This window comes from Pseudazoarcus sp. NS20 (assembly GCF_059703745.1).
The window spans coordinates 177,902-200,377 of sequence record NZ_BAAKIY010000003.1 but is presented as its reverse complement, the minus strand read 5'-3'; the positions used below and the strand labels follow the sequence as shown (position 1 = coordinate 200,377).

27 protein-coding genes and 1 other RNA gene are annotated in these 22,476 nt (G+C 59.7%); 8 read left to right on the top strand and 20 right to left on the bottom strand.

Annotation, left to right across the window (positions count from 1 at the left end; translation table 11 throughout):
* Nucleotides 1-70 precede the first annotated feature (70 nt).
* The 5 genes from AC6H0W_RS09655 to ssrA all read left to right on the top strand — a co-directional run bounded on the left by AC6H0W_RS09655 (nt 71) and on the right by ssrA (nt 4,072).
* Nucleotides 71-1,393, top strand: coding sequence for a TRZ/ATZ family hydrolase (locus AC6H0W_RS09655; protein WP_497576948.1), 1,323 nt, complete (start codon nt 71-73; stop codon nt 1,391-1,393).
* A gap of 77 nt (nt 1,394-1,470) precedes the next feature.
* A complete protein-coding gene (locus tag AC6H0W_RS09650; RefSeq protein WP_497576947.1) occupies nt 1,471-2,181 on the top strand; it encodes an OmpA family protein in 711 nt (236 codons plus the stop codon).
* Nucleotides 2,182-2,276: 95 nt separating this feature from the next.
* Complete coding sequence (gene ubiG, locus AC6H0W_RS09645; protein ID WP_497576946.1) at nt 2,277-2,978, top strand: bifunctional 2-polyprenyl-6-hydroxyphenol methylase/3-demethylubiquinol 3-O-methyltransferase UbiG; 702 nt, start codon at nt 2,277-2,279, stop codon at nt 2,976-2,978.
* Nucleotides 2,971-3,654 (top strand): HAD family hydrolase, encoded by a 684-nt coding sequence (locus AC6H0W_RS09640; protein ID WP_497576945.1) that lies wholly within the window; start codon nt 2,971-2,973, stop codon nt 3,652-3,654. Before ubiG ends, AC6H0W_RS09640 begins: the two co-directional genes overlap by 8 nt.
* A gap of 40 nt (nt 3,655-3,694) precedes the next feature.
* Nucleotides 3,695-4,072: a transfer-messenger RNA gene (gene ssrA, locus AC6H0W_RS09635) on the top strand.
* Nucleotides 4,073-4,118: 46 nt separating this feature from the next.
* On the opposite strand, the gene AC6H0W_RS09630 is transcribed toward ssrA, so the two are convergent.
* The 5 genes from AC6H0W_RS09630 to AC6H0W_RS09610 are packed head-to-tail and all read right to left on the bottom strand — an operon-like array spanning nt 4,119 to nt 7,846.
* A complete protein-coding gene (locus AC6H0W_RS09630; RefSeq protein ID WP_497576944.1) occupies nt 4,119-4,718 on the bottom strand; it encodes an SCO family protein in 600 nt (199 codons plus the stop codon).
* A complete protein-coding gene (gene cyoE / locus AC6H0W_RS09625) occupies nt 4,718-5,632 on the bottom strand; it encodes a heme o synthase (RefSeq protein ID WP_497576943.1) in 915 nt (304 codons plus the stop codon). The genes AC6H0W_RS09630 and cyoE overlap by 1 nt, the downstream gene beginning before the upstream one ends.
* Nucleotides 5,598-6,632 (bottom strand): COX15/CtaA family protein, encoded by a 1,035-nt coding sequence (locus AC6H0W_RS09620; protein WP_497576942.1) that lies wholly within the window; start codon nt 6,630-6,632, stop codon nt 5,598-5,600. Before AC6H0W_RS09620 ends, cyoE begins: the two co-directional genes overlap by 35 nt.
* 1 nt (nt 6,633) lies before the next feature.
* Nucleotides 6,634-7,167, bottom strand: a complete 534-nt coding sequence (locus tag AC6H0W_RS09615) for a redox-active disulfide-containing membrane protein (protein WP_497576941.1) — start codon at nt 7,165-7,167, stop codon at nt 6,634-6,636.
* Nucleotides 7,157-7,846: an SURF1 family protein gene (locus AC6H0W_RS09610; RefSeq protein WP_497577342.1), complete on the bottom strand. Its 690-nt coding sequence runs from the start codon at nt 7,844-7,846 to the stop codon at nt 7,157-7,159. The genes AC6H0W_RS09615 and AC6H0W_RS09610 overlap by 11 nt, the downstream gene beginning before the upstream one ends.
* A gap of 120 nt (nt 7,847-7,966) precedes the next feature.
* Between AC6H0W_RS09610 and AC6H0W_RS09605 the strand changes: the two genes are divergently transcribed.
* Nucleotides 7,967-8,161 carry a twin transmembrane helix small protein gene (locus AC6H0W_RS09605; RefSeq protein WP_497576940.1) on the top strand — a complete coding sequence of 65 codons (195 nt, stop codon included), beginning with the start codon at nt 7,967-7,969 and terminating at the stop codon, nt 8,159-8,161.
* Here AC6H0W_RS09605 and AC6H0W_RS09600 read toward each other — a convergent pair.
* The 14 genes from AC6H0W_RS09600 to AC6H0W_RS09535 all read right to left on the bottom strand — a co-directional run bounded on the left by AC6H0W_RS09600 (nt 8,156) and on the right by AC6H0W_RS09535 (nt 20,546).
* On the bottom strand, nt 8,156-9,010 hold the full coding sequence (locus AC6H0W_RS09600) for a cytochrome c oxidase subunit 3 (protein WP_497576939.1): 855 nt from the start codon (nt 9,008-9,010) through the stop codon (nt 8,156-8,158). The two genes, AC6H0W_RS09605 and AC6H0W_RS09600, sit on opposite strands and share 6 nt — an antisense overlap.
* Before the next feature lie 135 nt (nt 9,011-9,145).
* Complete coding sequence (locus AC6H0W_RS09595; protein ID WP_497576938.1) at nt 9,146-9,343, bottom strand: DUF2970 domain-containing protein; 198 nt, start codon at nt 9,341-9,343, stop codon at nt 9,146-9,148.
* Nucleotides 9,344-9,359: 16 nt separating this feature from the next.
* Nucleotides 9,360-9,926: a cytochrome c oxidase assembly protein gene (locus AC6H0W_RS09590; RefSeq protein WP_497576937.1), complete on the bottom strand. Its 567-nt coding sequence runs from the start codon at nt 9,924-9,926 to the stop codon at nt 9,360-9,362.
* A gap of 171 nt (nt 9,927-10,097) precedes the next feature.
* A complete protein-coding gene (gene ctaD, locus AC6H0W_RS09585; RefSeq protein WP_497576936.1) occupies nt 10,098-11,687 on the bottom strand; it encodes a cytochrome c oxidase subunit I in 1,590 nt (529 codons plus the stop codon).
* A 118-nt stretch (nt 11,688-11,805) separates the two neighbouring features.
* Nucleotides 11,806-12,936: a cytochrome c oxidase subunit II gene (coxB, locus tag AC6H0W_RS09580; protein WP_497577341.1), complete on the bottom strand. Its 1,131-nt coding sequence runs from the start codon at nt 12,934-12,936 to the stop codon at nt 11,806-11,808.
* A gap of 393 nt (nt 12,937-13,329) precedes the next feature.
* Nucleotides 13,330-13,755: a nuclear transport factor 2 family protein gene (locus tag AC6H0W_RS09575; protein WP_497576935.1), complete on the bottom strand. Its 426-nt coding sequence runs from the start codon at nt 13,753-13,755 to the stop codon at nt 13,330-13,332.
* Nucleotides 13,752-14,525 (bottom strand): SDR family NAD(P)-dependent oxidoreductase, encoded by a 774-nt coding sequence (locus AC6H0W_RS09570; RefSeq protein WP_497576934.1) that lies wholly within the window; start codon nt 14,523-14,525, stop codon nt 13,752-13,754. The genes AC6H0W_RS09575 and AC6H0W_RS09570 overlap by 4 nt, the downstream gene beginning before the upstream one ends.
* On the bottom strand, nt 14,525-15,055 hold the full coding sequence (locus AC6H0W_RS09565; protein WP_497576933.1) for a DUF3833 domain-containing protein: 531 nt from the start codon (nt 15,053-15,055) through the stop codon (nt 14,525-14,527). Before AC6H0W_RS09565 ends, AC6H0W_RS09570 begins: the two co-directional genes overlap by 1 nt.
* Nucleotides 15,052-16,287 (bottom strand): MFS transporter, encoded by a 1,236-nt coding sequence (locus AC6H0W_RS09560; RefSeq protein WP_497576932.1) that lies wholly within the window; start codon nt 16,285-16,287, stop codon nt 15,052-15,054. Before AC6H0W_RS09560 ends, AC6H0W_RS09565 begins: the two co-directional genes overlap by 4 nt.
* A 43-nt stretch (nt 16,288-16,330) precedes the next feature.
* Nucleotides 16,331-16,888: a chalcone isomerase family protein gene (locus AC6H0W_RS09555; RefSeq protein WP_497576931.1), complete on the bottom strand. Its 558-nt coding sequence runs from the start codon at nt 16,886-16,888 to the stop codon at nt 16,331-16,333.
* Complete coding sequence (locus tag AC6H0W_RS09550) at nt 16,881-18,017, bottom strand: class I SAM-dependent methyltransferase (protein ID WP_497576930.1); 1,137 nt, start codon at nt 18,015-18,017, stop codon at nt 16,881-16,883. Before AC6H0W_RS09550 ends, AC6H0W_RS09555 begins: the two co-directional genes overlap by 8 nt.
* A gap of 83 nt (nt 18,018-18,100) precedes the next feature.
* Nucleotides 18,101-18,874 (bottom strand): DUF1365 domain-containing protein, encoded by a 774-nt coding sequence (locus AC6H0W_RS09545; protein WP_497576929.1) that lies wholly within the window; start codon nt 18,872-18,874, stop codon nt 18,101-18,103.
* Nucleotides 18,871-20,190: an NAD(P)/FAD-dependent oxidoreductase gene (locus AC6H0W_RS09540; RefSeq protein WP_497577340.1), complete on the bottom strand. Its 1,320-nt coding sequence runs from the start codon at nt 20,188-20,190 to the stop codon at nt 18,871-18,873. Before AC6H0W_RS09540 ends, AC6H0W_RS09545 begins: the two co-directional genes overlap by 4 nt.
* Before the next feature lie 119 nt (nt 20,191-20,309).
* Complete coding sequence (locus tag AC6H0W_RS09535; RefSeq protein WP_497576928.1) at nt 20,310-20,546, bottom strand: hypothetical protein; 237 nt, start codon at nt 20,544-20,546, stop codon at nt 20,310-20,312.
* On the opposite strand from AC6H0W_RS09535, the gene AC6H0W_RS09530 reads away from it, so the two are divergent.
* Both AC6H0W_RS09530 and rfaE2 read left to right on the top strand, forming a co-directional pair.
* Nucleotides 20,539-21,561 carry a MerR family transcriptional regulator gene (locus AC6H0W_RS09530; RefSeq protein WP_497576927.1) on the top strand — a complete coding sequence of 341 codons (1,023 nt, stop codon included), beginning with the start codon at nt 20,539-20,541 and terminating at the stop codon, nt 21,559-21,561. The two genes, AC6H0W_RS09535 and AC6H0W_RS09530, sit on opposite strands and share 8 nt — an antisense overlap.
* Before the next feature lie 66 nt (nt 21,562-21,627).
* Entirely contained in the window at nt 21,628-22,113 is a 486-nt protein-coding gene (gene rfaE2 / locus AC6H0W_RS09525; protein WP_497576926.1) for a D-glycero-beta-D-manno-heptose 1-phosphate adenylyltransferase, read from the top strand.
* 38 nt (nt 22,114-22,151) lie between these two features.
* On the opposite strand, the gene AC6H0W_RS09520 is transcribed toward rfaE2, so the two are convergent.
* A complete protein-coding gene (locus AC6H0W_RS09520) occupies nt 22,152-22,430 on the bottom strand; it encodes a hypothetical protein (protein ID WP_497576925.1) in 279 nt (92 codons plus the stop codon).
* Between the last annotated feature and the right edge of the window lie 46 nt (nt 22,431-22,476).

Here is a 22,476-nt window from a genome sequence, read left to right as displayed (position 1 = left end):
TCGGGGCGCTCTCCCACGGGTATCATGCGGGCTAGCACGATGACCGACCCACGCCACGGAGCCAGTAAACATGCATCGCGAATCCGCCGACCTGATCATCAATGCACGCTGGGCGATTCCGATCGACGAAAACGATTCCGTGCTTGAACACCATGCCGTAGTAGTAAACAAAGGTCTGATCCGCGACGTACTGCCCCGCGAGTTGGCCGCCCGTCAGTTCTTGGCCGCCGAAATCGTCGAACTGCCGGACCACGCCCTGATCCCCGGCCTCGTGAATGCACACACGCACGCCGCGATGACCTTGATGCGCGGGATTGCCGACGACCTTCCGCTGATGCGCTGGCTGCAGGAAGCCATCTGGCCGACCGAGAGCAAACACGTCAACGAAAGCTTCGTGCGCGACGGTACTTTGCTTGCGGCAGCAGAAATGCTCGCCGGCGGCATCACGACCTGCAACGATATGTACTTTCACCCGGACGCCGCCGCCGAAGCGTTCGACGCCGCAGGCATGCGCGCGGTACTCGGCGTTACCGTGCTCGACTTCCCCACCCCATACGCCGCCAGCACGGATGAATACTTCCGCAAGGGGCTCGCCGCACGCGACCGTTGGCAGCAAAACCCGCGGCTGCATTTCAACATTGCTCCGCACGCCCCTTACACGACCTCTGACGAAACATTAAGCCGCGCGGCAAGCCTCGCCGCCGAACTTGACTGCGGGCTCCATATTCACGTCCACGAAACAAAGCAGGAAGTGGACGAGTCCGTCGCGCGCCACGGCAGACGCCCGCTCAAACGCCTCGCCGACCTCGGACTATTGGGAAGCAATTTCCTGGGAGTTCATGCGGTTCACCTGGACGCCATGGACATCGAGCTACTTGCACGCTACGGATGTTCCATCGCGCATTGCCCGACGTCCAACATGAAACTGGCCAGCGGCATCGCTCCGATACAACGCATGCTCGAAAGCGGCATTCGGATTGCACTGGGAACGGACGGCGCCGCAAGCAACAACCGCCTCGATATGTTTCAAGAAATGCGCCATGCCGCACTTCTCTCGAAAGTCTTTACAGGGGACGCCACCTCGATACCCGCTCATACGGCGCTGCGCATGGCCACCCTTTCAGGCGCCGAAGCTTTGGGCATCGGAGAAGTAACCGGGTCGATCCGCCCCGGAAAATGGGCGGATTTGTGCGCTATGAAGTTCAGTCAAATCGAGACACAACCTTGTTATGACATCGTCTCGCATCTCGTTTACGCTTTAGACCGCAAACACGTTTCACATGTTTGGGTCGCCGGCCAGCCGCGTGTTGAAAATGGGACACAAGTGCTGCAATCAAACAACAGTCAATTGATTGAGATGGCTCGGATGTGGCAGACTAGACTAGAATCGTAATCGCTAGTTGGATCGCTTTTAGCACTGCGATTAACGATTTCGTTTCACAACCCTCAATAAATACGGACGACACAATAATGAGCATTCAACTCAAAAGTAAAATGCTTGGGCTGGCTGCGATCGCCGCACTCGGCATGGTTGCAAACACGGGTTTTGCCCAGTCCAAGGACATCGTTATTACCAACACCACCGATGATAAAGGTGTCGTTCCTTACGTGATCGACAGCCGCAATGCGGTCGCTACCAGCGGCGCTGGCCTGTGCTGGAGAACCGGTTTCTGGAGCCCGGCCGCCATTGAGACGGCTTCCGCTGGTCAGTTCCCGGTGGGTTGCGCATGCGACAAGGACATCATCCCGGCTGAGAAGTGCACGGTTGCCCAGCAAACCCCGCCGCCGGCCCCCGCCGCTTCGGCCGAGAAGATCAAGCTGTCTGCTGACACCCTGTTCGACTTCGACAGCGCCAACCTGCGTCCGGCTGGCCGCACGGCTCTTGACGGCCTCGCCGCTCAGGCCCGTTCGCTGAACCTGGAAGTGATCCTGGCTGTTGGCCACACCGACCGTATCGGCTCGGAAAGCTACAACAAGAGCCTGTCCGAGCGTCGCGCCATGTCGGTGAAGAACTACCTGGTGTCGAAAGGTATTGACGCCAAGCGCATCTACACCGAAGGCAAGGGCAAAGGCCAGCCGGTCACCGGTACCGCTTGCAACAACATCCGCGAGCGTTCGGCACTGATCTCGTGCCTGCAGCCGGACCGTCGTGTCGAAGTTGAAGTCATCGGCACCAAGTAATCTGTCCGCTGTCTGACAGCGAGCAGTCAAAAGCCCTGCTTCGGCAGGGCTTTTTATTTGATCTCGTTGAATAGCGAACCATAGAAGGACACAGCATGAACGCTAATGCCGACCCCGCAGAACTTCAGAAATTCAGTGAGCTGGCTCACCGCTGGTGGGACGCTTCCTCCGAGTTCAAGCCGCTTCACGAGATCAACCCCCTGCGCTTGCAATGGATTGACTCGCTCGCCTCCATTTCAGGTAAAGCCGTTCTCGATGTCGGTTGCGGCGGCGGGATTCTCTCCGAAAGCATGAGCGCACTGGGTGCTTCAGTAACCGGAATCGACCTGTCGGACAAGGCACTTGGCGTGGCAAAGCTTCACTTGCTCGAGAGTGGCAACACGGTCAACTACGAGCTGATTAGCGCCGAAGACTTGGCGGCTCGCCAACCGGCCTCTTTCGATGTTGTCACCTGCATGGAAATGCTTGAGCACGTCCCAAACCCAGGCAGCACCATCGCGGCCTGCGCACGTCTGGTAAAGCCGGGGGGGCACGTATTTTTCTCAACGCTGAATCGCAACCCGAAGTCTTATGTTTTTGCGATTCTCGGTGCCGAGTACGTACTCAAGCTTTTGCCCAAAGGCACCCACGAATACTCCAAATTCATCAAACCGTCGGAGCTTGCGCGTGATTGCCGCCATGCCGGGCTGGATGTGCAGCAGGTCATCGGCATGAGTTACAACCCGTTCACCCGCGTTTATTCGCTGGGGCGTGACACCGACGTGAACTATCTAGCGCATACTCAACGCCATGGTTGAAGGCGTCTTCTTCGACCTCGACGGCACCTTGGCGGACACCGCTCCGGATTTGGCCGGCGCCATCAACCGAGTTCGTCAGGATCACGATCTGTCGCCACTGGATCTAGCCGAGTTGCGCCCTTTCGTGTCATCCGGCGCGCGCGGCATGTTGCGCGCAGCCTTCGGACTGAAACCTGAAGACGATGCTTACCCTGCACTCGCCGAACGCTTCCTAGGCTATTACGCTGACGCCCTTTGCAAGCACACACGCCTGTTTGAAGGCATGCCCGCGGTGCTGGATGCCTTGGAAGATGCCGGCATTCCGTGGGGCATCGTCACCAACAAGCACAGCCGTCTGGCCAAACCCTTGGTGGCTGCACTGCAGCTGGAAGCCCGAGCATGCTGCATCATCGGCGGCGATTCCGCTGCGCGCCCCAAACCTGCGCCCGACCCATTGTTGCTGGGATGCGAGCAAGCCGGCGTTGATCCCAGACGCTGCGTGTATGTCGGCGACGACCTGCGCGACATCGTGGCAGGCCGCGCTGCAAAGATGCGCACCATTGCGGTGAGTTATGGCTACCTCGGCGTAGACGAGCCAATCACAGCGTGGGGCGCGGACATGGTCATCGACCACCCCACGGGGCTCCTTCATATCATCGGGCTCGAAAACAGTGTCCGTGATAGCATGCAGACTTGAAATTTGTCTGGCAGCCTCCAACTACCGGACTGACACTCTTGGGGCCGACTTGGCTTCGACGTGGGTCGCGAAGCAGCGCAGTGCATACCGAGGACCAGGGTACCTCGTAAATCCATCTGGAAATTAACAAACGCCAACGACGAGCGTTTCGCTCTAGCCGCTTAATCCCGGTTAGCGCTGCACCGGCAGGTCTCTGGGCCGGGTGATCTGACGAAAGTTGGGTCGCTGCAGTGTCATTTACAGAGAATCGCGAGCAGGGCCGGGTTACTTGGCCCCGCAGCTAAAGGTAAGGTAACTCGCCTCTTTCCGGCCTGCCAATCGGCTAAGTCAGGGGTTAAATCCAAATAGGTTGGCTAAGTATGTAGATCTGTCTGTAGAGGGCTTGCGGACGGGGGTTCGATTCCCCCCGGCTCCACCAACAAAAAAACCCTGGCGAAATGCCAGGGTTTTTCATTTTTCGGGACTCACTTTCCATCCAGGAGCAGGCGCAAATCTGCCGCTATGCTGTCGGCAGACTCGGCGTGACGGACGTACAGGCGCAGACGCCCTTCCGGGTCGAACACATACGTGCCAGCCGAATGGTCGACACTGTAATTTGGCCCGTTTGTGTCGCCACTCTTGGCGTAGAAGATGCGGAACTCCTTGGCAACCGCTTCTGTTTCTTCAAGGCTGCCGAAAAGACCGACGAAACGCGCATCGAAGGCCGGGACGTAGTTCGCCAGCAACTCCTGCGTGTCTCGCTCCGGGTCGACCGTGATGAACAGAACCTGGACACGATCCGCATCCGGCCCCAGGGCCTTCATGACGTCACTCATCGTGGAGAGCGCGCTGGGACAGATATCCGGGCACTGGGTAAAGCCGAAAAACACGGTCACCACTTTCCCGCGATAGTCAGCCAAGGTGCGCTTTGCGCCGGTGTGGTCAGTCAGCGCAAAATCCTTGGCATATCCGGCGCCGGTGATATCGGTGTTGCGGAACTGCGGGGCCTGCTCCGAACTGCAAGCCGCCAACAGAGCGATCAACAATACGAAAACAGCAAAACGAAGCGGACGATTAGGGAGCATCAGAATCTTAGGTAGTGATCAACGAGCAGCGCAGCGAACAGAAGGAAGAGATACAGGATCGAGAACCGAAAGGTCTTGCGCGCGAAAGCGTCACTGTAATCTTTATAGAGCTTCCATGCATGGGCAATGAACAGCCCACCCAGCGCGACCGCTGACACCAGATACAACCATCCGCTCATGCGAGTCGCAAACGGCAGCAGAGTCACGCCGAACAGGATCAGGGTGTACAGCAGCACCGACAAACGGGTGTACTCCGGCCCGTGCGTGACCGGCAGCATCGGCAAGCCTGAGCGAGCGTAGTCTTCGGTACGGTACAAGGCCAGTGCCCAGAAATGCGGCGGCGTCCACGCAAAGATGATGAGGAACAGGATCAACGCATCGGCGCTCACTTCGCCCGTCACCGCCGCCCAGCCCAAAACCGGCGGCATTGCCCCCGAGGCCCCTCCAATGACGATATTTTGCGGCGTTCTAGGCTTGAGCATCACGGTGTAGATCACCGCATAGCCGACAAAGGTTGCCAAGGTCAGCCACATCGTCAGTGGATTGACCCACATGTACAGCGTGAGCAGCCCTGCGCCTCCCAGCGCGCTGCCGAACAACAATGTTTCGACGCTACTCAGTTCGCCGGTGGAGCTCGGACGAGCCCGCGTGCGCGCCATCCGCGCGTCAATGCCGGCTTCGAGCAAGCAGTTCATGGCTGCAGCTGCTCCGGCCACACAGGCAATGCCGATGGTCGCTGCCAACACGATGACAGGGTCCGGCAAACCGTCGGGTATCGCCAGAAACATGCCGATGATCGCGCAGAACACGATCAGGGTATTCACGCGAGGCTTGGTCAGCACATAGAAAGCGCGCAGACGCCGGCTTGACGCGAGGCGGTCAAGCGAAAGAGTTCTGATGTCGTGCACGCTCATGGTTGTATCCCCCTTGATGTAGTACGCCCGCGCTCTGACCGACGCGGTAATTGATGCAGACCATGATCACCACCAGCAAAGCCGCACCGGCATTGTGGGCCGCGGCCAATAGCAATGGCAGGCTAAGCAGCACGTTGGCGATCCCCAGCATGACTTGCAAAAGGAGAGCAGCGATCAGCGCGCTTCCAAGGCGGCTCAGCCCCGCACGGCGAAGGCCCAAGGCCAGGGCCAGAAGTGCCACACTGGCCACCAAGGCACCTAGACGATGCATCCAGTGAATCGCCGTCAAGGCTTCATGTGACAGCAACTCGCCTTCGGCGGTCATGCCCAGCTCCCGCACCACGTGGAAAGCGTTCGCATAATCAGCCTCAGGCCACAGGCTGCCATGACATGTCGGGAAGTCCATGCAGGCCAGTGCAGCGTAGTTGGTACTGACCCAGCCACCCAGCACGATCTGCACAGCCAACACCACAAACGATATCCGCGCCAAGCTGCGCAGGCCAGCACCGATCTGCACGTACCGCGCAGGGCTGGCATGAACCCATAGCCAGGCAAGCATGGCCAGGGTGGTCATGCCTCCGATCAGATGCGCGGTGACGATGGCGGGTTTCAGTAACAGGGTGACGGTCCACATGCCGAGCATGCCTTGAAAAATCACGACTCCTATCAATGCCGTGGATACCCCGGGAGCCGCGCCATCCTCACCCCGGCGTTTCCATGCCACGGCCGCAATCAGGATGATCAGCAGGCCGACGGCGGAAGCGATGTAGCGGTGGATCATTTCCTTCCACGCCTTGGGCATGCTGACCGGCCCGTGAGGGTCAGCCGAATGCGCCTCGCGGATCTGTTCGGCAGCTTGTGTCGGCGTCAGTTTTCCATAGCAGCCGGGCCAATCGGGACAGCCCAACCCGGCATCTGCCAAGCGGACATACGCCCCCACCACCACGACGATGGAGGTAAGAATGAGTGTGAAGAGGATCAGCTTGCGGTAGAGATTCATGTCAGCCCAGGCGTGAGTACTTCAGCAAGCGTTGGAGATCCTTGATCATCCGCTTCACATCCGGGTCGGCCGGAAAACGCAGCATCGCATTTCCCAGCGGATCGACCAGATAGATATGCCCCGCCGCCTGCGCATCAGGCAATGCCTGCAGCCACTCTTCAGGGGTTTGCGCCACCTTGAGACCGCGCTGCGCTTGCAATCCGTCCGCTGAAGGCACTTTAGTGCCATTGATCAACAAGAGCCTCTCGACGCGCCGCATGTCCTCGCCTTGCGCGAGCCAGCTCTGGCGCATGGCGTACAAGGCCTGTTCGCAATCCACGGAGCACTGCGGTCCGCTCGTGTAGATCATGGTCCAGTGCCCGCGCAGGGAGAGTTCCGGCGCATTCACCTCCGGCAAAGCCACAGGCTCCAGCAACTCGCCGTAGTTCATGGTGTCATCGGGCTGCCAGAAGTAATACGTGGTGTAGGACGCCACCACCGGCAGGGTGCAGACCAGAATGATCGCGGCAAGAGTGAATTTGGCGCTACGTTGCATGCTTTCGAATACTCCTGAACACGTAAACCCCGGTCAGAGCGGCAGCCAGCACCGCGAGCGAAAACCATTGCAGGGCGTATCCCTTGTGAGTGTCCTCGCCAAGCGCGGGCGCAGGCCACTCCCGTAACAATCCATCTTCTTCCGGTGAAGTTTGCTGAATCACCCAGGCAGGGACCGAAACCCCAGACCACTCGGCATAGGCTGAGGGATCAATGTATTGCCAGCGTACTCCGTCGCGCGGACTGTCACCCAGAGAGAATGGATCGTGCTCCGGCACCATGACGCGCCCGCTGACCTCGACCACGCCCGTCGAAGTGCGCACCGCGGGGACTTCACTGCGATCCAGCCCGGCGGCGACCCACCCACGATTGACCAGAACAGCCGAGCCATCCGCCAAGCGCAAGGGCATCAACACGTGATAGCCAGGACGCCGTTCATGCACACGGTTGTCGTGCAGCATCACGGCAGCCTCCAGCCACTCACCCTGCATACTCACTCGCGACCACTCCGCTGGCGCTGGGGCGTGAGCCGATGCCAGTCGTTCAGCGGGAGAGCCTGCAAACTGCGCGATGCGGAGACCGATTTCGTGCTTTTCAGACGCTCGCCGTAACTGCCAGTTGCCCAGCTGAATGGCAATTACAGCCACGATGACCCCCGCCACGACGGGAACCGGGTGCATGCTGCCCAGTAATCGCATCAGTGCGCCGCTTCAGAATTCAATAAAGGGAACATTCGGACGACAATACCCGCATCGTCTGCGAATATCTCAGTACGCCGGGACTTTTCAGGGGTCGCAAACATGAAGTTCATCGTCATCCTGTTTCTTGTGCTGATTGTTGCAAGCTTGGGCTCAGCACTGTTCTTTCTGATGCGTGACAAGGGACAAGGCACCCGCACCGTCAAGGCCCTCGGGCTGCGGGTGGCCCTGTCTCTCGTCCTGTTCCTGATGCTCATGGGAGGTTTCGCATCAGGGCTCCTCACCACCAAGCTATAGCCAATACACCACCACGAACAAACCGAGCCACACAACGTCGACGAAGTGCCAGTACCACGCTGCAGCTTCGAAAGCGAAATGGTTATCCGGGGTGAAATGCCCCGCCGTCGAGCGGAAATACATGACGATCAACATGATCGCCCCGATCGTCACATGCAGGCCGTGAAAGCCCGTCAGCAAGTAGAAGGTCGACCCGTAAATACCACTCGACATGCGCAGGTTGAGATCGGCATGAGCGTGGAAATATTCGTACACCTGAAAGCCCAGAAAGGTAAGCCCTAGCGCGATCGTCATCAGCAGGCCGGTTTTGAGCTGACCACGATTGCCTTTGAGCAGGCCATGATGCGCCCACGTCAGTGTCACCCCTGAAAGCAGCAACAAAGCGGTGTTGAATGCCGGAATGCCCCACGCCCCCATCGGGGTGAAACCCTCTGCATGGGGATTGGGCCCGTCTGTCGGCCAAGCCGCCTGGAAGCCTTGCCACAGATAGAGTTCATTGTCGCCGGAAGACAGCCACGGCACGCTCAGCACGCGCGCGTAGAACAGCGCGCCGAAGAAGGCCGCAAAGAACATCACCTCAGAGAAAATGAACCAGCCCATCGACCAGCGGAATGAGCGATCGACCTGCTTGCTGTACTGGCCGGACTGGGACTCGCGCACCACCTGCCCGAACCAACCGAACAGCATGTAAATCAGGATCGCCAAACCGCCGAACAGCAAGACCGGACCTGCACTGACCTTGTTCAGCCAGCCGACCGCACCCGTGCCGAACAGCAGCAAAGCGACAGAGCCGTATATCGGAAACTTCGACGGCTCGGGAACAAAATACTTTTCCAGTGCGTGACTCATCGACTACCCCCCATGAATGTCGCGCGTCGTCATCGCGATGCGCTTACCGCTTGTTGTTGTGCTTTCTGACGAAGCCTTGTTTTCGGTCCGGGGCCATGTTCCCCGCCTCTCTCTCCAACCCTACCCAGCCCTCATTCAGCCTGGCAGCACCAACCTCACTACGAACAGAATCGTGAGCACGAAGATCACCCCTGCGATCACGCCCGCGACAACCACTGCCCGCGGATCAAGCGAACGGGCGTCGTCGTGGTATGCACTGCGTCTGCGAATACCCACGAATGACCAAAGCACGGCTCGGATCGTCGCCCAAAAACCGGCGCGCGGTTCGTTCATTCCAGCTCCCGAAGCATCACATCACCCCTTCTTTCGCATCTCCCGTTGCTTGCGCCGTACGGCCAGCAATGCCGAAGAAGGTGTAGGAAAGCACGATCGTATTTACGTCATGAGGCAGGTCAGGATCAATCAGGAACGCAACCGGCATCGTGCGGGCCTCGCCAGCCTGCAGGGTCTGCTGCGTAAAGCAGAAACAATCCATCTTCATGAAATAGCGTGCAGCTAGCTGCGGACCGTAGCTCGGCACGGCTTGCCCGGTAACCGGATGCTGGCGAGTATTCACGACCTCATAGGCAACCGTCACCAACTCGCCAGGATGTACCCGCATCACGTTCTGCTGCGGGCGGAAGCGCCACGGCAAATCCTGGTGAGTGTTCGCGTCGAACTCGATGGTGACCAGACGCGAGCGATCGACCTGCGTGTTCCTAGGAGCCGCATCGGCCTGCAGGATGTTGTTGATGCCAGTGACTTCGCAGATCTTCTCGTAGAACGGAACGAGCAAAAAACCAAAGCCAAACATAACCACCGTGGCCACCAACAGCCGACGCATCATCCGCCGATTTTCAAGCTTGATTTCGTCCATCAGCCGAGCCTGAACTTGAACAAGGCATACAGGAAGAAGAACAGCGCCACCCCCGCCAGCATCAAGCCCAGACGGATGTTCTTCGCTCTACGGTCATGGTTCATGCTAGTCATCCTGGCAATTTCCGCGCGGCGCGGCTTCGGAGGAAACACCTCCAAGGCCGCACGCTGTTCACTTCACGACCGGCGGCACTTCAAAGGTATGGTGCGGCGCCGGCGACGGCACGGTCCATTCCAGCCCCTCGGCACCTTCCCAGCACTTTGCAGTCGCCTTCTCTCCACCACCACTGGCGGCCTTGATCACCACCCACAGGAAGATCAACTGGCTCAAACCGAAGCCGAAGGCGCCGATCGAAGCAAGCATGTTGAAATCGGCGAACTGCAACGCGTAGTCCGGCACGCGGCGCGGCATGCCAGCCAGCCCCAGGAAGTGCATCGGGAAGAAGGTGATGTTGAAGAAGATCAACGATGCCCAGAAATGCAACTTGCCGATGCGCTCGTCCGGCATGCGCCCCGTCCACTTCGGCAACCAGTAATACGCACCCGCGAACAAGGCGAACAGACTGCCGGCCACCAGTACGTAGTGGAAGTGAGCGACGATGTAGTAGGTGTCATGGATCTGGATGTCCACCGGAGCGATGGCGCAGATCAGACCGGTAAAGCCGCCCATCGTGAACACGAAGATGAAGCCCACCGACCACAGCATGGGTGTTTCGAAGGTGAGCGACCCGCGCCACATGGTGGCGATCCAGTTGAACACCTTCACACCCGTTGGTACGGCAATGAGCATCGTCGCGTACATGAAATACAACTGGCCTGCGGTTGGCATGCCAGTGGTGAACATGTGGTGCGCCCACACGATGAACGAAAGGATCGCAATCGACGAGGTAGCGTAGACCATCGACGCATAGCCGAAGAGCGGCTTGCGGGCGAAGGTCGGGATGATCATGCTGACGATACCGAAGGCCGGCAGGATCATGATGTACACCTCCGGGTGTCCGAAGAACCAGAAAATGTGCTGATACAGCACCGGGTCACCACCGCCCACCGCGCTGAAGAAGCTGGTGCCGAAATGACGGTCCGTCAGCAGCATGGTGACCGCGCCCGCCAGAACCGGCATGACGGCGATCAGGAGATACGCCGTGATCAGCCACGTCCAGGCGAAGAGCGGCAGTTTCATCATGGTCATGCCAGGGGCGCGCATGTTGAGGATGGTCACCACGATGTTGATGGCACCCATGATCGAGCTGATACCCATGATGTGGATGGCGAAGATGGCCATATCCATCCCCATGCCCATCTGGATGGACAGCGGCGGATAGAGCGTCCAGCCCGCTGCCGTGGCTCCGCCGGGCACGAAGAACGAGCCGATCAGCAGCAACGCCGCGGGCGGGAGCAACCAGAAGCTCCAGTTGTTCATGCGCGCGAACGCCATGTCGCTGGCGCCGATCATCAAGGGAAGCTGCCAGTTCGCGAAGCCCACGAAGGCCGGCATGATCGCGCCGAACACCATCACCAGGCCATGCAAGGTCGTGAGCTGGTTGAAGAATTCGGGCTGCACGACCTGCAGGCCGGGCTGGAACAACTCGGCACGAATCGTCAGCGCCATCACGCCCCCTGCTAGGAACATGACGAAGCTGAAAATCAGGTACATCGTGCCGATGTCTTTATGGTTGGTGGTAGTGATCCACCTCATCAGGCCGGTCGGGCCGTGATGATCGTGATGATGATCGTCCGCGTGCTCTGGGGTAACCGCCGCCATGCTGCCTCCTTCTCTTGACCCTGCCCTGCACTGCTTCCGGCAAGGGTCGAGCTATCTCGATGTCTGGGTTCGGTGAAGCGCGTCGTCCGACACGCCCGCTCGATTGCGTCTGCGTGCGTTATCGGGCAGCGGCCACCGCCTCCGGCGTGACGGCCTCCGCTGAGTTGCCCCAGCTAGTACGTACATGCGTGGCGATCGCGGCAATGTCGGTGTCGGACAAATGTCCGAAGGGAGCCATCGCGGTACCAGGCCGGCCTTTCAACAGCACCTCGAGCAACGCCACTGCGTCTCCGACGACCACTTTGGATCCGGCCAGCGCAGGGAAAGCCGGGGGCAATCCGGCACCGGTTGGTTGATGGCATGCGCCGCAGTTGGCGGCATACAGGTCACCCCCGCCGGCAGCCGGCTTGACGGCCTCGGCCGGCGCTGCGCTGACCTCTTCCGGCGCTGCGCCGTCAACCGGTGCGGGCGTTGCAGCTGCGGCATCACCCGCTGCCGCCACCTGCACAGGCGCCTGAGAGGATACCCATTCAGCGTATTGCTGCTCGGAAACGACATGCACTTCGATCGGCATGTATGCGTGATCGCGCCCGCACAGTTCGGCACAGACTCCGCGATACACGCCTTCGCGCTCGGCACGGAACCAGGCATCGCGAATGAAACCGGGGATGGCGTCCTGCTTGACGCCCAGAGCTGGCACCCACCACGCATGAATCACGTCATTGGCGGTGAGCAGCACCCGCACCTTCTTGTTGACGGGCACGACGACCGGGTTATCGACTTCGAGCAGGTAGTGCTCGCCCTTGGCTTCACGGTTCTCGATCTGGCTGCGCGGTGTAGTCAGCGTGGAGACGAAACTGATGCCTTCGCCGTCGCCCACGACATAGTCGTAGCCCCATTTCCACTGATAACCGGTCGCCTTGATGGTGATGTCCGCCTCGGACGAGTCACGCATGTCGATGATGGTTTTGGTCGCCGGCCAGGCCATGCCGACCAGGATGAACACCGGGATGATGGTCCAGAGGATTTCGACCGTGGTGTTTTCGTGGAAATGCGCGGCGACCGCGCCTTTGGATTTGCGGTGGGCGAAGATGGAATAGAACATCACGCCAAACACCAGCACGAAGATCACCAGACAGATGATCAACATCAAGGTGTGCAGATCGTAGATCTGCGTCGCAACCGGTGTGACCGGCTCCTGTAGATTGAATCGTGCCTGAGCAAACGCAGATTGCGCCCCCCCAAGCATAAGACCCGACGCTGTGAAGCGACCGAAAAGACTCATGCCCCCGTCCCCCGTGTAAACATCAACGCATTCGACGGAAAAAACCGATCCTGCGCGGTCAGCCCTCGTCTTGCGACGAGCACATTCACCGAGAAGCTACTACCGAGTTACGACCCCCAAGCCACATTCCGCCTTTCCAGGTCGTTCCCCAACTTCCTGACGCGATGGATCGGTTTGCGCGCTCTTGTATCGTTTTAGATCTTGTAGTGGCGCGCTTTTCCGAATGCTGGGTCGGAGTGTGCCACAAGCGCTTTCAGCGCGGCAAGACGATTTTTTTGGCAAGTCCATGATCCAGATCAAACTTTAGTCACGTTGTGAGACGTTCTGGAAGCAGCCACCAGACACGATCATCGAGATTCATTGGGCAGCAGCTGACATTCGTCGCTGCAGCCAGCGGAACACGATGCCGATTCCGGGCAGTTTCGAATACAGCTCTTCGGCAGGATCCCAATAGTCCCGATGCGTCTGAACACGCCCATCTTCTGCGAAACGCAACATGCTGGCTCCCGAGACCTTAATTGCTCGTCCCGACAGCGAAAAGCTGAAGCTCCATTCGAGCAGCGCATCGGCCCCCTCCTCCAGTTGCTTTGACACCCGGAAGACGGGGTGCTCCAACTGATCGAACATGTGATGAAAAATGCGCTCGATCGCGGTGTGCCCCACCACGTCATTGAATGGATCCTTGAACAGCGCATCGTCGGAATAAAGAACCCGTACATCCGCAATTCGATCGCGTGTCAGGTGTTCGTAAAATTCGACGATTCGATCGAGACGCTCACTCACAAGCCCGTTCCTTTTCGCACCAACCAGAAATACACACAACGCGGCAAGCGCGACATCAGCTTGAGGGCAAGGGTGAAACGCTTGGGGAAGTGAATCTCGAACCTGCCGGAGGCAAAGCCTTCAACGATTGACTGAGCCGCTTCGTCAGCCGAAATGAGCGCCGGCATACGGAAATCGTTGTTCGCGGTAAGCGGCGTATCGACGAAGCCGGGATTGACGAGAAAGACATCAATGCCATGCGGTGCCAGATCGAGATACAGCACCTCGGCAAAGTTGATCAGCGCTGCTTTGGTTGGCCCGTACACTGCCGCCTTGGGCAGACCTTTGTACCCTGCAACACTCCCGACGATGGCGATAGTGCCTTCACCACGTTCAAGCATGCGCCCTGTAACGGCGGCAACCCCTTCCATGATGCCGGTGAGATTGGTATCCACAGTAGCCTGAATCAACGCCGGCTCAAGCTCCCACGCGCGCATCGGAACATACGTGCCAGCGTTGAAGATGGCCACATCAATGCCGCCCAGCGCCTCAGCCACTTCGGCTTCAGCACGCGCGTGATCGGCACTGATGGTTACATCCATGGGAACCACCACGGCCCCTTGACAGCGTGCCGCGACGTTCTCGAGCCCCTCACGGCTTCGAGCGGAAAGAGCAAGCCGGGCTCCACGCGCCGCGAGCGCTTCGGCCAACGCGGCACCAATGCCACTGGAGGCACCGACGATCCACACACGGCGCCCGCCCCACTCCTTGATCGGCTGGTTCATGGACATCATGAACCCCGCTTGTAGAAGGAGAGCGTGACTTCGCCCAGAGATACCCCGAACTTGCTCATGCGCGAGCGGTTCAACATCACACGCTCGTCCATCAAGAACATCCAGTCGTCGAAATCAACGTTGTACACCTTGTCGCCCACCGGCAATGCCAGCACGTACCGCCAGCGAAGCGCGTTGCCCGCCGCTTCTCCCTGCGCCTCACCGACCACGTCGTCGGCAGTGCCCGTGTAACGTCCGTCGCCGTGGCGAGTGATCGTCCATACCCTGCGCTGCGTCGTGCCATCCGAGTAGGTGAAGAACTCATCCAGAGTGCCTACGTCACCATTCCACGAGGCCTCGATCAATACGTGAAAACGCTTGACGATCTCACCGGATCGACCCTGGAAAATCCCGTGAGCATCCAGCGTCCCATCGAAGTATTCGCGCAGATCAAGCCGCGGCTGTTGGTCCACATACCGCTGAACGTCCACAGACCCACACCCCGAAAGCCCCACCATTCCGGCCAGCATGCACAAGAATTTCTTCATTTCAATCGCCCTTCAAAATCAAGTTGATGTTGCATGCGCCACACCAAAGCCGCGGCCACCAGTTTTGCCACGCAAGGCAAGCCTGCATAGACGACGGCCAAAGCGATCAACGCCCCAGCGTCCGTTGCACCCGGCGCGTACCCGAACACCCCCAGAAGCGGCAAAGCGATGCCTGCCGCGATAGCCAGGTTTGCCTTGGTGACGAAGTTCCACCAACCGAACCACGCCCCTGCACGGGCATGACCGTGTGGAAAATCCCGCTTCAACAAGTCAGCCAGCATGGCTGGCGGCAGCGCCAAATCGGCGCCCAGCGCAATGCCCGAGAGCACGCAGATCACGCCGTACGCCACAAGATCACCACCGGCCAACGAAACCGCCCAGGCAAACACCATGACCGACAACAGCATGGAGGCCAACCACGCTCGAACCTTGCCAACACTTGCGGCAGCGCGTACCCACAGAGGCATGCTGCAGGCTCCTGCGATGAAGTACAGCGCCAGAAAAGCTCCGGCCCAGGCCTTGGCACCCAGCACATCCGCAACAAAGAAAAGCACGGTCGAAGCCGGAATGGCCGCCGCCACACCGCTTACCGCAAACACCGCCAGCAACTGGCGAAACGGCTTGTGATGCCAGGCGGCGAGCAGTCCGCTGAACATGGCCCTATCGCGGTCAGGCGCAGCAACCGGCTTTGGCCCATAGTGCAATGTGAGCCCCGCACACAAGGCAAGCACCGGAACGAACACCCAGAGCGTGCGCCTCAAGCCTGCAAGCTCGTCTGCAGACAGCACACTGGGCAAAACCGCGGCGAGCACGACCCCGATCAGCGCACATGCTTCGCGCGCGGCCACGAGGCGCATGCTGTCACGCGGGTTTTTCGCCGCCTCGGCGCCCCATGCGTTGTAATTGATTGTCGCCAGCGAGAACCCCAGGCTGACGATGAGCAACGACGCGCCCAACCAGACAGCACCCGCATCACCCGGAGGGGCCAGCAGCGTCACCATGCCCGATGCGAGCAGCGGCAAGGACAGCAAGATGAAAACGCGCCGGTGCGCGTAGCGGTCACTCACGCCGCCCAACAGGGGATCGGTGACTGCGTCGGCAACACGCACCAGCAGCAGCACGAACCCGACCGTCGCAAGCGGCACACCCAGCGAACCTGCATAAAGACTCGGGGCATGTACGTATATCGGCAGCGCCGCGAATGCCAATGGCAAGCCTAGAAATCCGTACATCAACACCCCGAACAGGGGTGAGTCTGACCCGCCCTGCTCTCGGTCAGGGCACACTGGAATCGCCCAGCAGGCGAGCTCTCATCGCAGGTTCGCGCGTTCGCTCATCGAGCCAAATCGCGAAAAAGGCAGCGGCGAAAGCCGGATCATCGATGACGGCCGTCGGCAGCCCCCGGTGAAAGAAACTCACGTGACCACGAACGTCACGCATGCCGACGATGACGTCGTCAGGCTCCACATCGGGGAAAGCGGCAGCAAGAAGCGGCCTCCAGGCCAAGCGCTGCTCGGCACTTGCGAGCCCCAGGCGCTCCATTTCATCCAGGCTTGCATCCACCAGGCGTTGCGACTTGATGGCACGCGCGTAGCGGATCTCCAAAGCGAAGGGCGCGCTGCTCGACCACGCTTGCCCCGAGGGCACCCACAACGCTGCGTCATAAAGACGAAAGCCCAGCCAGCGCATTTCGGCCTCACCGAGCACTTGCCAGCTCGCGGTGCTCAATGGCTCAAGGCGCGATGCCGTCCACGACGCCGACGCGCCAGCCCAGACGCACGACAGCGCCAAGACGAACGACACCCCCGCTCGGCGCAGCACCGACTCAAGCACGCACGAACTCGTACTGATGCACATCGATGTCGCCGGCCATGAATCCGGCCTCGCAGTACGCCAGGTAGAAGCGCCACATGCGAATGAAGCGCATTGAATACCCCTGCTCACGTACTTCCGGCTCGTGGGCGTTGAATGCAGCATGCCACTGCCGCAGGGTGCGTGCGTAATCACGACCAAAGGCGAAGTCGCCGCCGTCGATCAACCCGGCAGCAGCGGCATGACGCTGGATCTGCGCGGGCGAAGGCAACATGCCTCCAGGAAAGATGTATCGCTGGATGAAGTCAGTGCCGCGGCGATACTTGGCGAAGAGCTCGTCCGCAATCGTGATGGATTGAATGACGCAACGCCCGCCCGGCTTCAGCAAATCGGCAACTCGCGCGAAGAACAACGGCCAGTAGCCCTCGCCCACCGCTTCTATCATTTCGATCGAAACGACGTGGTCGTACTGCCCTTTGATATCGCGGTAATCTCGCAACTCAAAGCATGCTCGATCCAGAAAGCCAGACCACTGCGCACGCTGCTCAGCATATTCCTGCTGCGCGGGCGAAAGCGTCAGACCGTGCACATGGCAACCGTATTCATGTGCCGCGATTTCGGCGAACCCTCCCCAACCACAGCCGATTTCGAGAATGGTCTGCCCCGGACGCGCCCCCAGCCGACCCAGAATCCTGCGGTACTTGCGGTGCTGCGCCTCTGCAAGCCGCTCATCCTGCGATTCGAAAACTGCAGCGGAGTAGGTCATCGTCTCGTCGAGCCACAGCGAATAAAAGCTGTTGCCGAGGTCGTAATGCGCCTCGATATTGCGACGGGAGCCGCTTCGGGTATTGGCTCGCAGCAAGTGCCACATCCGCGCAGCCAGCAAGCGCAACGGGTTTCCGTAGATGGCGCGCTGCAGCACTTCCCGGTTGGAGGCCAGCAAACCAAGCGTGGCAGCAAGGTCGTCGCATTCCCACAGCTCATCCATCCAGGCCTCGGCAAGACCGATGTCGCCACGAGCCAACACGGCACCGAATACGGCGTGGTCACGCACACGCAGGTGCGATACCACGCCCCCCTGCCCTACACGCACTTGCTGGCCTCCCGGCAATTCAATGATCAAGGCCCCGCCTTGGAGAGCTTCGAGCATTTGTAGAGCGAGCCGGGTCGCCGATGGGGCAGAGAGTGCGGGCGCAGCCGAACGCTGCGCACCGATAATCTGTTCGTTAGAACTCATCGCGTGGTTTCCTCAAAGGGGAGCCGGGGTTTGCGGAAGAACGGCACTTTCTTGAACCACAAGCGCAGCGCTTGCCAATGTATACGGGCGATCACGCCCAAGGTCATCAAGGGAAAACGGAACAGCCACTTGCGCATGGCTGATATTTCGAGCGGCTGACCGGCACCGGCGATGCGGGTTGCAAGCTGCAATTCGCCGTCGACGAAGTAATCGATCGTCACATACCGCAAGGCCTCGCGTGATCCAAAGCCGAAGCGGTACTCACCGCTGACATCGAAGAAGGGAGACACGTGAAAAACCTTGCGCGCAAACAACTCGTCACCGTTTTGGATCGGCCGGACGTCCGGGTGATGAATCAAGTAGTTATGCCGCTCGCCAAAGGTGTTGTTGACCTCAGCCAACACCACACGGAGCTCCCCTGCCGGGTCGTGGCAGAACCAGAAGCTCACGGGGTTGAAGACGTATCCGAACAGGCGCGGCATGGTTTGAAGAACCACCTCACCGCCCGTTTGAGAAGCCAGCCCATGCGAGGCCAGCAGCCCGCGAATCCAGGGCAGCAAGGCAGAACCGTCACGAGGGCCGTAGTCTGCGCTGCGCAGAGAGAAGACAGCTCTCCGATCAATGCCCAGCAAGGCGTTCGCACACGTGTCGAGCTTCGACAACGGCATGCGTAGCCACGCCATCCGATAAACGAATCGATTTACGGCCGGAAGCCGGCGCTCGTGCATCACGGCACCGAAGAACACGCTCGGCTGCAGTGCGGACGTCATGCGCTCACCGTGGGTGCATGCTGAGGGGCCCACGGCGCAGCGACACCGAGCGCCTCTGCCACCCGCAGAGCGGACTTCAAACCGTCTTCATGGAAACCGTAACCAGTCCAGGCGCCGGCAAACCAACTGTGATGCTTGCCTTGCAACGCCGGGAGGACCTGCTGAGCCGCGATGGCGGCTGGATCGAAAACCGGGTGAGCGTACTCAAAGCTCGCGATGCGATTGGCTTCTGCGGGCTCATCAAACGGGTTTAGTGAAACCACTACCGGCGAGTGACAGGGCAAGGGTTGCAGGAGATTGAGCAGATAGCTCACGGAAACCGGGCGCTCGCCGTGGAGCCCTTTGCCGGAAAGGTAATTCCACGCCGACCAGACGCTACGGCGCCGCGGCAGCAGGCTGATGTCCGTGTGCAAGACGGCTTTGTTGCGCTGATAGCGCACGGCCCCCAGAACTTCGCGCTCGGCTTGTGTGGCCCCGTCCCCCAGAATCGAAAGCGCCTGATCGGAGTGGCACGCGAAAATCACCTGATCGAAACGCTCTCGCTCGCCTTTCGAGAATAGCCACACTCCGTCGGCATCACGTATCACGCGGTCGACCGGCTGATTCAATCGTGCATCCGGGATGCCTTGCAGCATGCGTCGCACATACTCGCGCGAACCTCCGGCCACCGTCAGCCATTGCGGTCGATTGAAGACCTGGAGCAGGCCGTGGTTGTGGCAAAACCGGACGAAGGTTTTCAAGGGGTAGTCTTGCATCGCCTGCGTCGGGCAAGACCAGATCGAGGCCGCCATGGGCAGCAAATACCAATCACGGAATTCTTCGCTGTAGCGAGCTCTACGCAAATACTCGCCGAGCGTCATGTCCGGCGCGTCAGCGCCGATGGCCATAGCGGTGGCTTTACGATTGAAGCGCAGGATGTCCGTCAGCATTCGCCACATCGCCGGCCGCACAAGATTGCCAAGCTGCGCGAATACGGTACTCAGATCGGAGCCGGCCCACTCTACATCAGGTGACTGCAAGCTCACGCTGAACGACATCTCCGAACGCGCTATCGGAACCTCCAACGCATCGAACAAGGCACACAGGTTCGGGTAGGTTCGCTCGTTGAACACGAGAAAGCCGGTATCGACGCCGAACTTGGCACCGTCCACCTCGGCTTCGACAGTATTTGAATGCCCGCCGAAGTAATCTCCCGCCTCAAAAAGCGTGACGCGTGCTTGGCGAGACAACAGCCAGGCAGAAGCCAGCCCCGCTATACCCGACCCGATGACCGCGATGCGCTGACCTGCAACGCCGCTGCGGCCGATCTCACCCATGTCCACGATTGCTCTCCCGCAACGAACACTTCACGTCGATGCACTCACCCTGAAAGGCCTCTCCATGACCGCCGAAACCAGCGAGTCGGCGGTTGTCGCCCGGCCATGGCTGCACCACTTCAACGAGAACCTTGAGCGTTCATGGCGCCAAGGCCATGACGATGCAGAAATATCTGGGTGTCCAAATCCAAGACTTCAGTTCTGTCCTGTACACTTTCGTAGGAAGCAACAGCAGGCGAGTTGCCTTCCGAAGCTCCAGCGGAGCCTTCGGAAAGCCACAGAGCAGCGCTACTGAGCAGTATCCCTAGAGCAAGCACCAGCATTGACCGCAGATTCGAAGTTTTCAGGGTGGTCATTTTTGTCCTGGACAAATCGGGTACATGCCGCCAAGATATGGGCACTGGAAACATAAGTCAAGCGTTTGTCCAGGACAAAATGAAGAACGAAACAGAACAACCAACACTGCTTAACATCGCAGCGGTTGAGCGCGATACGGGCCTCCCGAAGGACACCCTGAGGGTATGGGAACGTCGTTACGGCTTTCCCGCGCCAGTGCGCGACGAACATGGCAACCGCCTGTACAGCAGTCTCGACGTCGAGAAGTTGCGGGCCATCCGTCGACTGCTCGACCAAGGCCGCCGCCCCGCAGGGCTCATCCACGCATCGATGGATGAACTGTTGCGCCAACTGGAACAGAACGCCCCGCGGACTGAGCCGCCGGCCCTGAACATCGATGAAGCCGCTTTTCTCGAACTGGTGCGCATGCATCGTCATCTCGAATTGCGCGCAACGATGCAACAACTCTTGCTTAAACTCGGCCTGCAGCGCTTCGTTTCGGAGACGCTGAGTATTCTGAACGTCACCATCGGCAACGCATGGATGCGGGGCGATATTGATGTGCCGCAAGAGCACATGTACGCCGAACAAGTACAGAATGTGCTGCGAAATGCAATCATCAGCTCGCAACCGGACACCGCAGCCCGCCCCCGCGTGTTGCTCACGACCTTCCCCGACGAACTGCACGGCTTGGGGCTGTTGATGGTTGAAGCCATGCTGGTGCCCGAAGGCGCCAGCTGCGTGTCGCTGGGTACTCAAACGCCGCTGAACGGAATCTGCAAAGCAGCTGCCGAGGGACGCTTCGACATCGTCGCATTGTCGTTCAGCAGCGCTTACCCGCTACGACAGGCCATTGAGGGGTTGAACTCACTGCGCAGCCGTCTGCCCAGCCCGGTATCGCTTTGGGCTGGCGGCAGCGCTTTCCCGAAAAAACCGCCTCAACTCGAGGGAATTCGTATGTTCAGCTCCCTCGACGACACGGTAGTGGCAATGCGTGAGTGGCGTGACGAAGCGGGCGTGCCCGCGATGCATTGACCAGCAGCATCGCGCGCCGAGCTTGCTGCCGTTACACTGCCGGCTGCTCAACCTTCTATGCCCGCCATGTCTGCCCCCCCGTCATTCGAACGCAAACTCTGCTCCCCGTCCGATCTTGCGCTGCAGGCGGCGTCTTTGGCACGGCCGCTGGTGTTTACCAACGGCTGTTTCGACATTCTTCATCGCGGCCACGTGACCTACCTTGCCCGCGCCAAGTCGCTCGGCCGATCCTTGGTCGTCGCGTTGAACACCGATGCCTCGGTAAAGCGCCTGGGGAAAGGCGATGATCGTCCGGTGAATGTGCTCGAAGACCGGATGGCGCTGATGGCGTCACTGGAGTGCGTGGATCTGGTCACCTGGTTCGACGAGGACACCCCGATCCAGCGCATCCTCGAACTGCGACCTGAAGTGCTGGCAAAAGGAGGAGACTGGGCCCCCACAGATATCGTCGGCGCCCCCGAAGTGCTTGCATGGGGTGGGCAGGTGCACTCCATCCCGTTCGAGCATGAGCGCTCGACCACGGCCTTGCTGAAAAAGATCAGGGCCGCCTGAAAGCGGCCCTGCACAAGTCTGACTGGAGCGAACGCGGCTCACCGAAGGCCGCCACCGCCACCGGGGTTGTCCTGCCACCAAGTCACGGTGTCCGGGTTGTCGAGATGATTGAACTTCTCGTCATGCTCGTTGAGCATGCGGAAGATCGTCGAAGCGTGCTCTGGCTCGAAGCCCTTGCGCGCACCGTCACGCGAATCGCTCAGCAGCTCCAGCAGCAGCTTGCGGCATTGCGCGGTGCCCCACATCTCGTCGATTCGTGCGAGGTGCGGGTAGGCAGCGAAAAAGGCGGTGGCGTCGGTTGTGCGTTTGGAATCCATGCTTCCATGACTCTTGAGTAACTTAATCGCAACTTACGGGGCACTA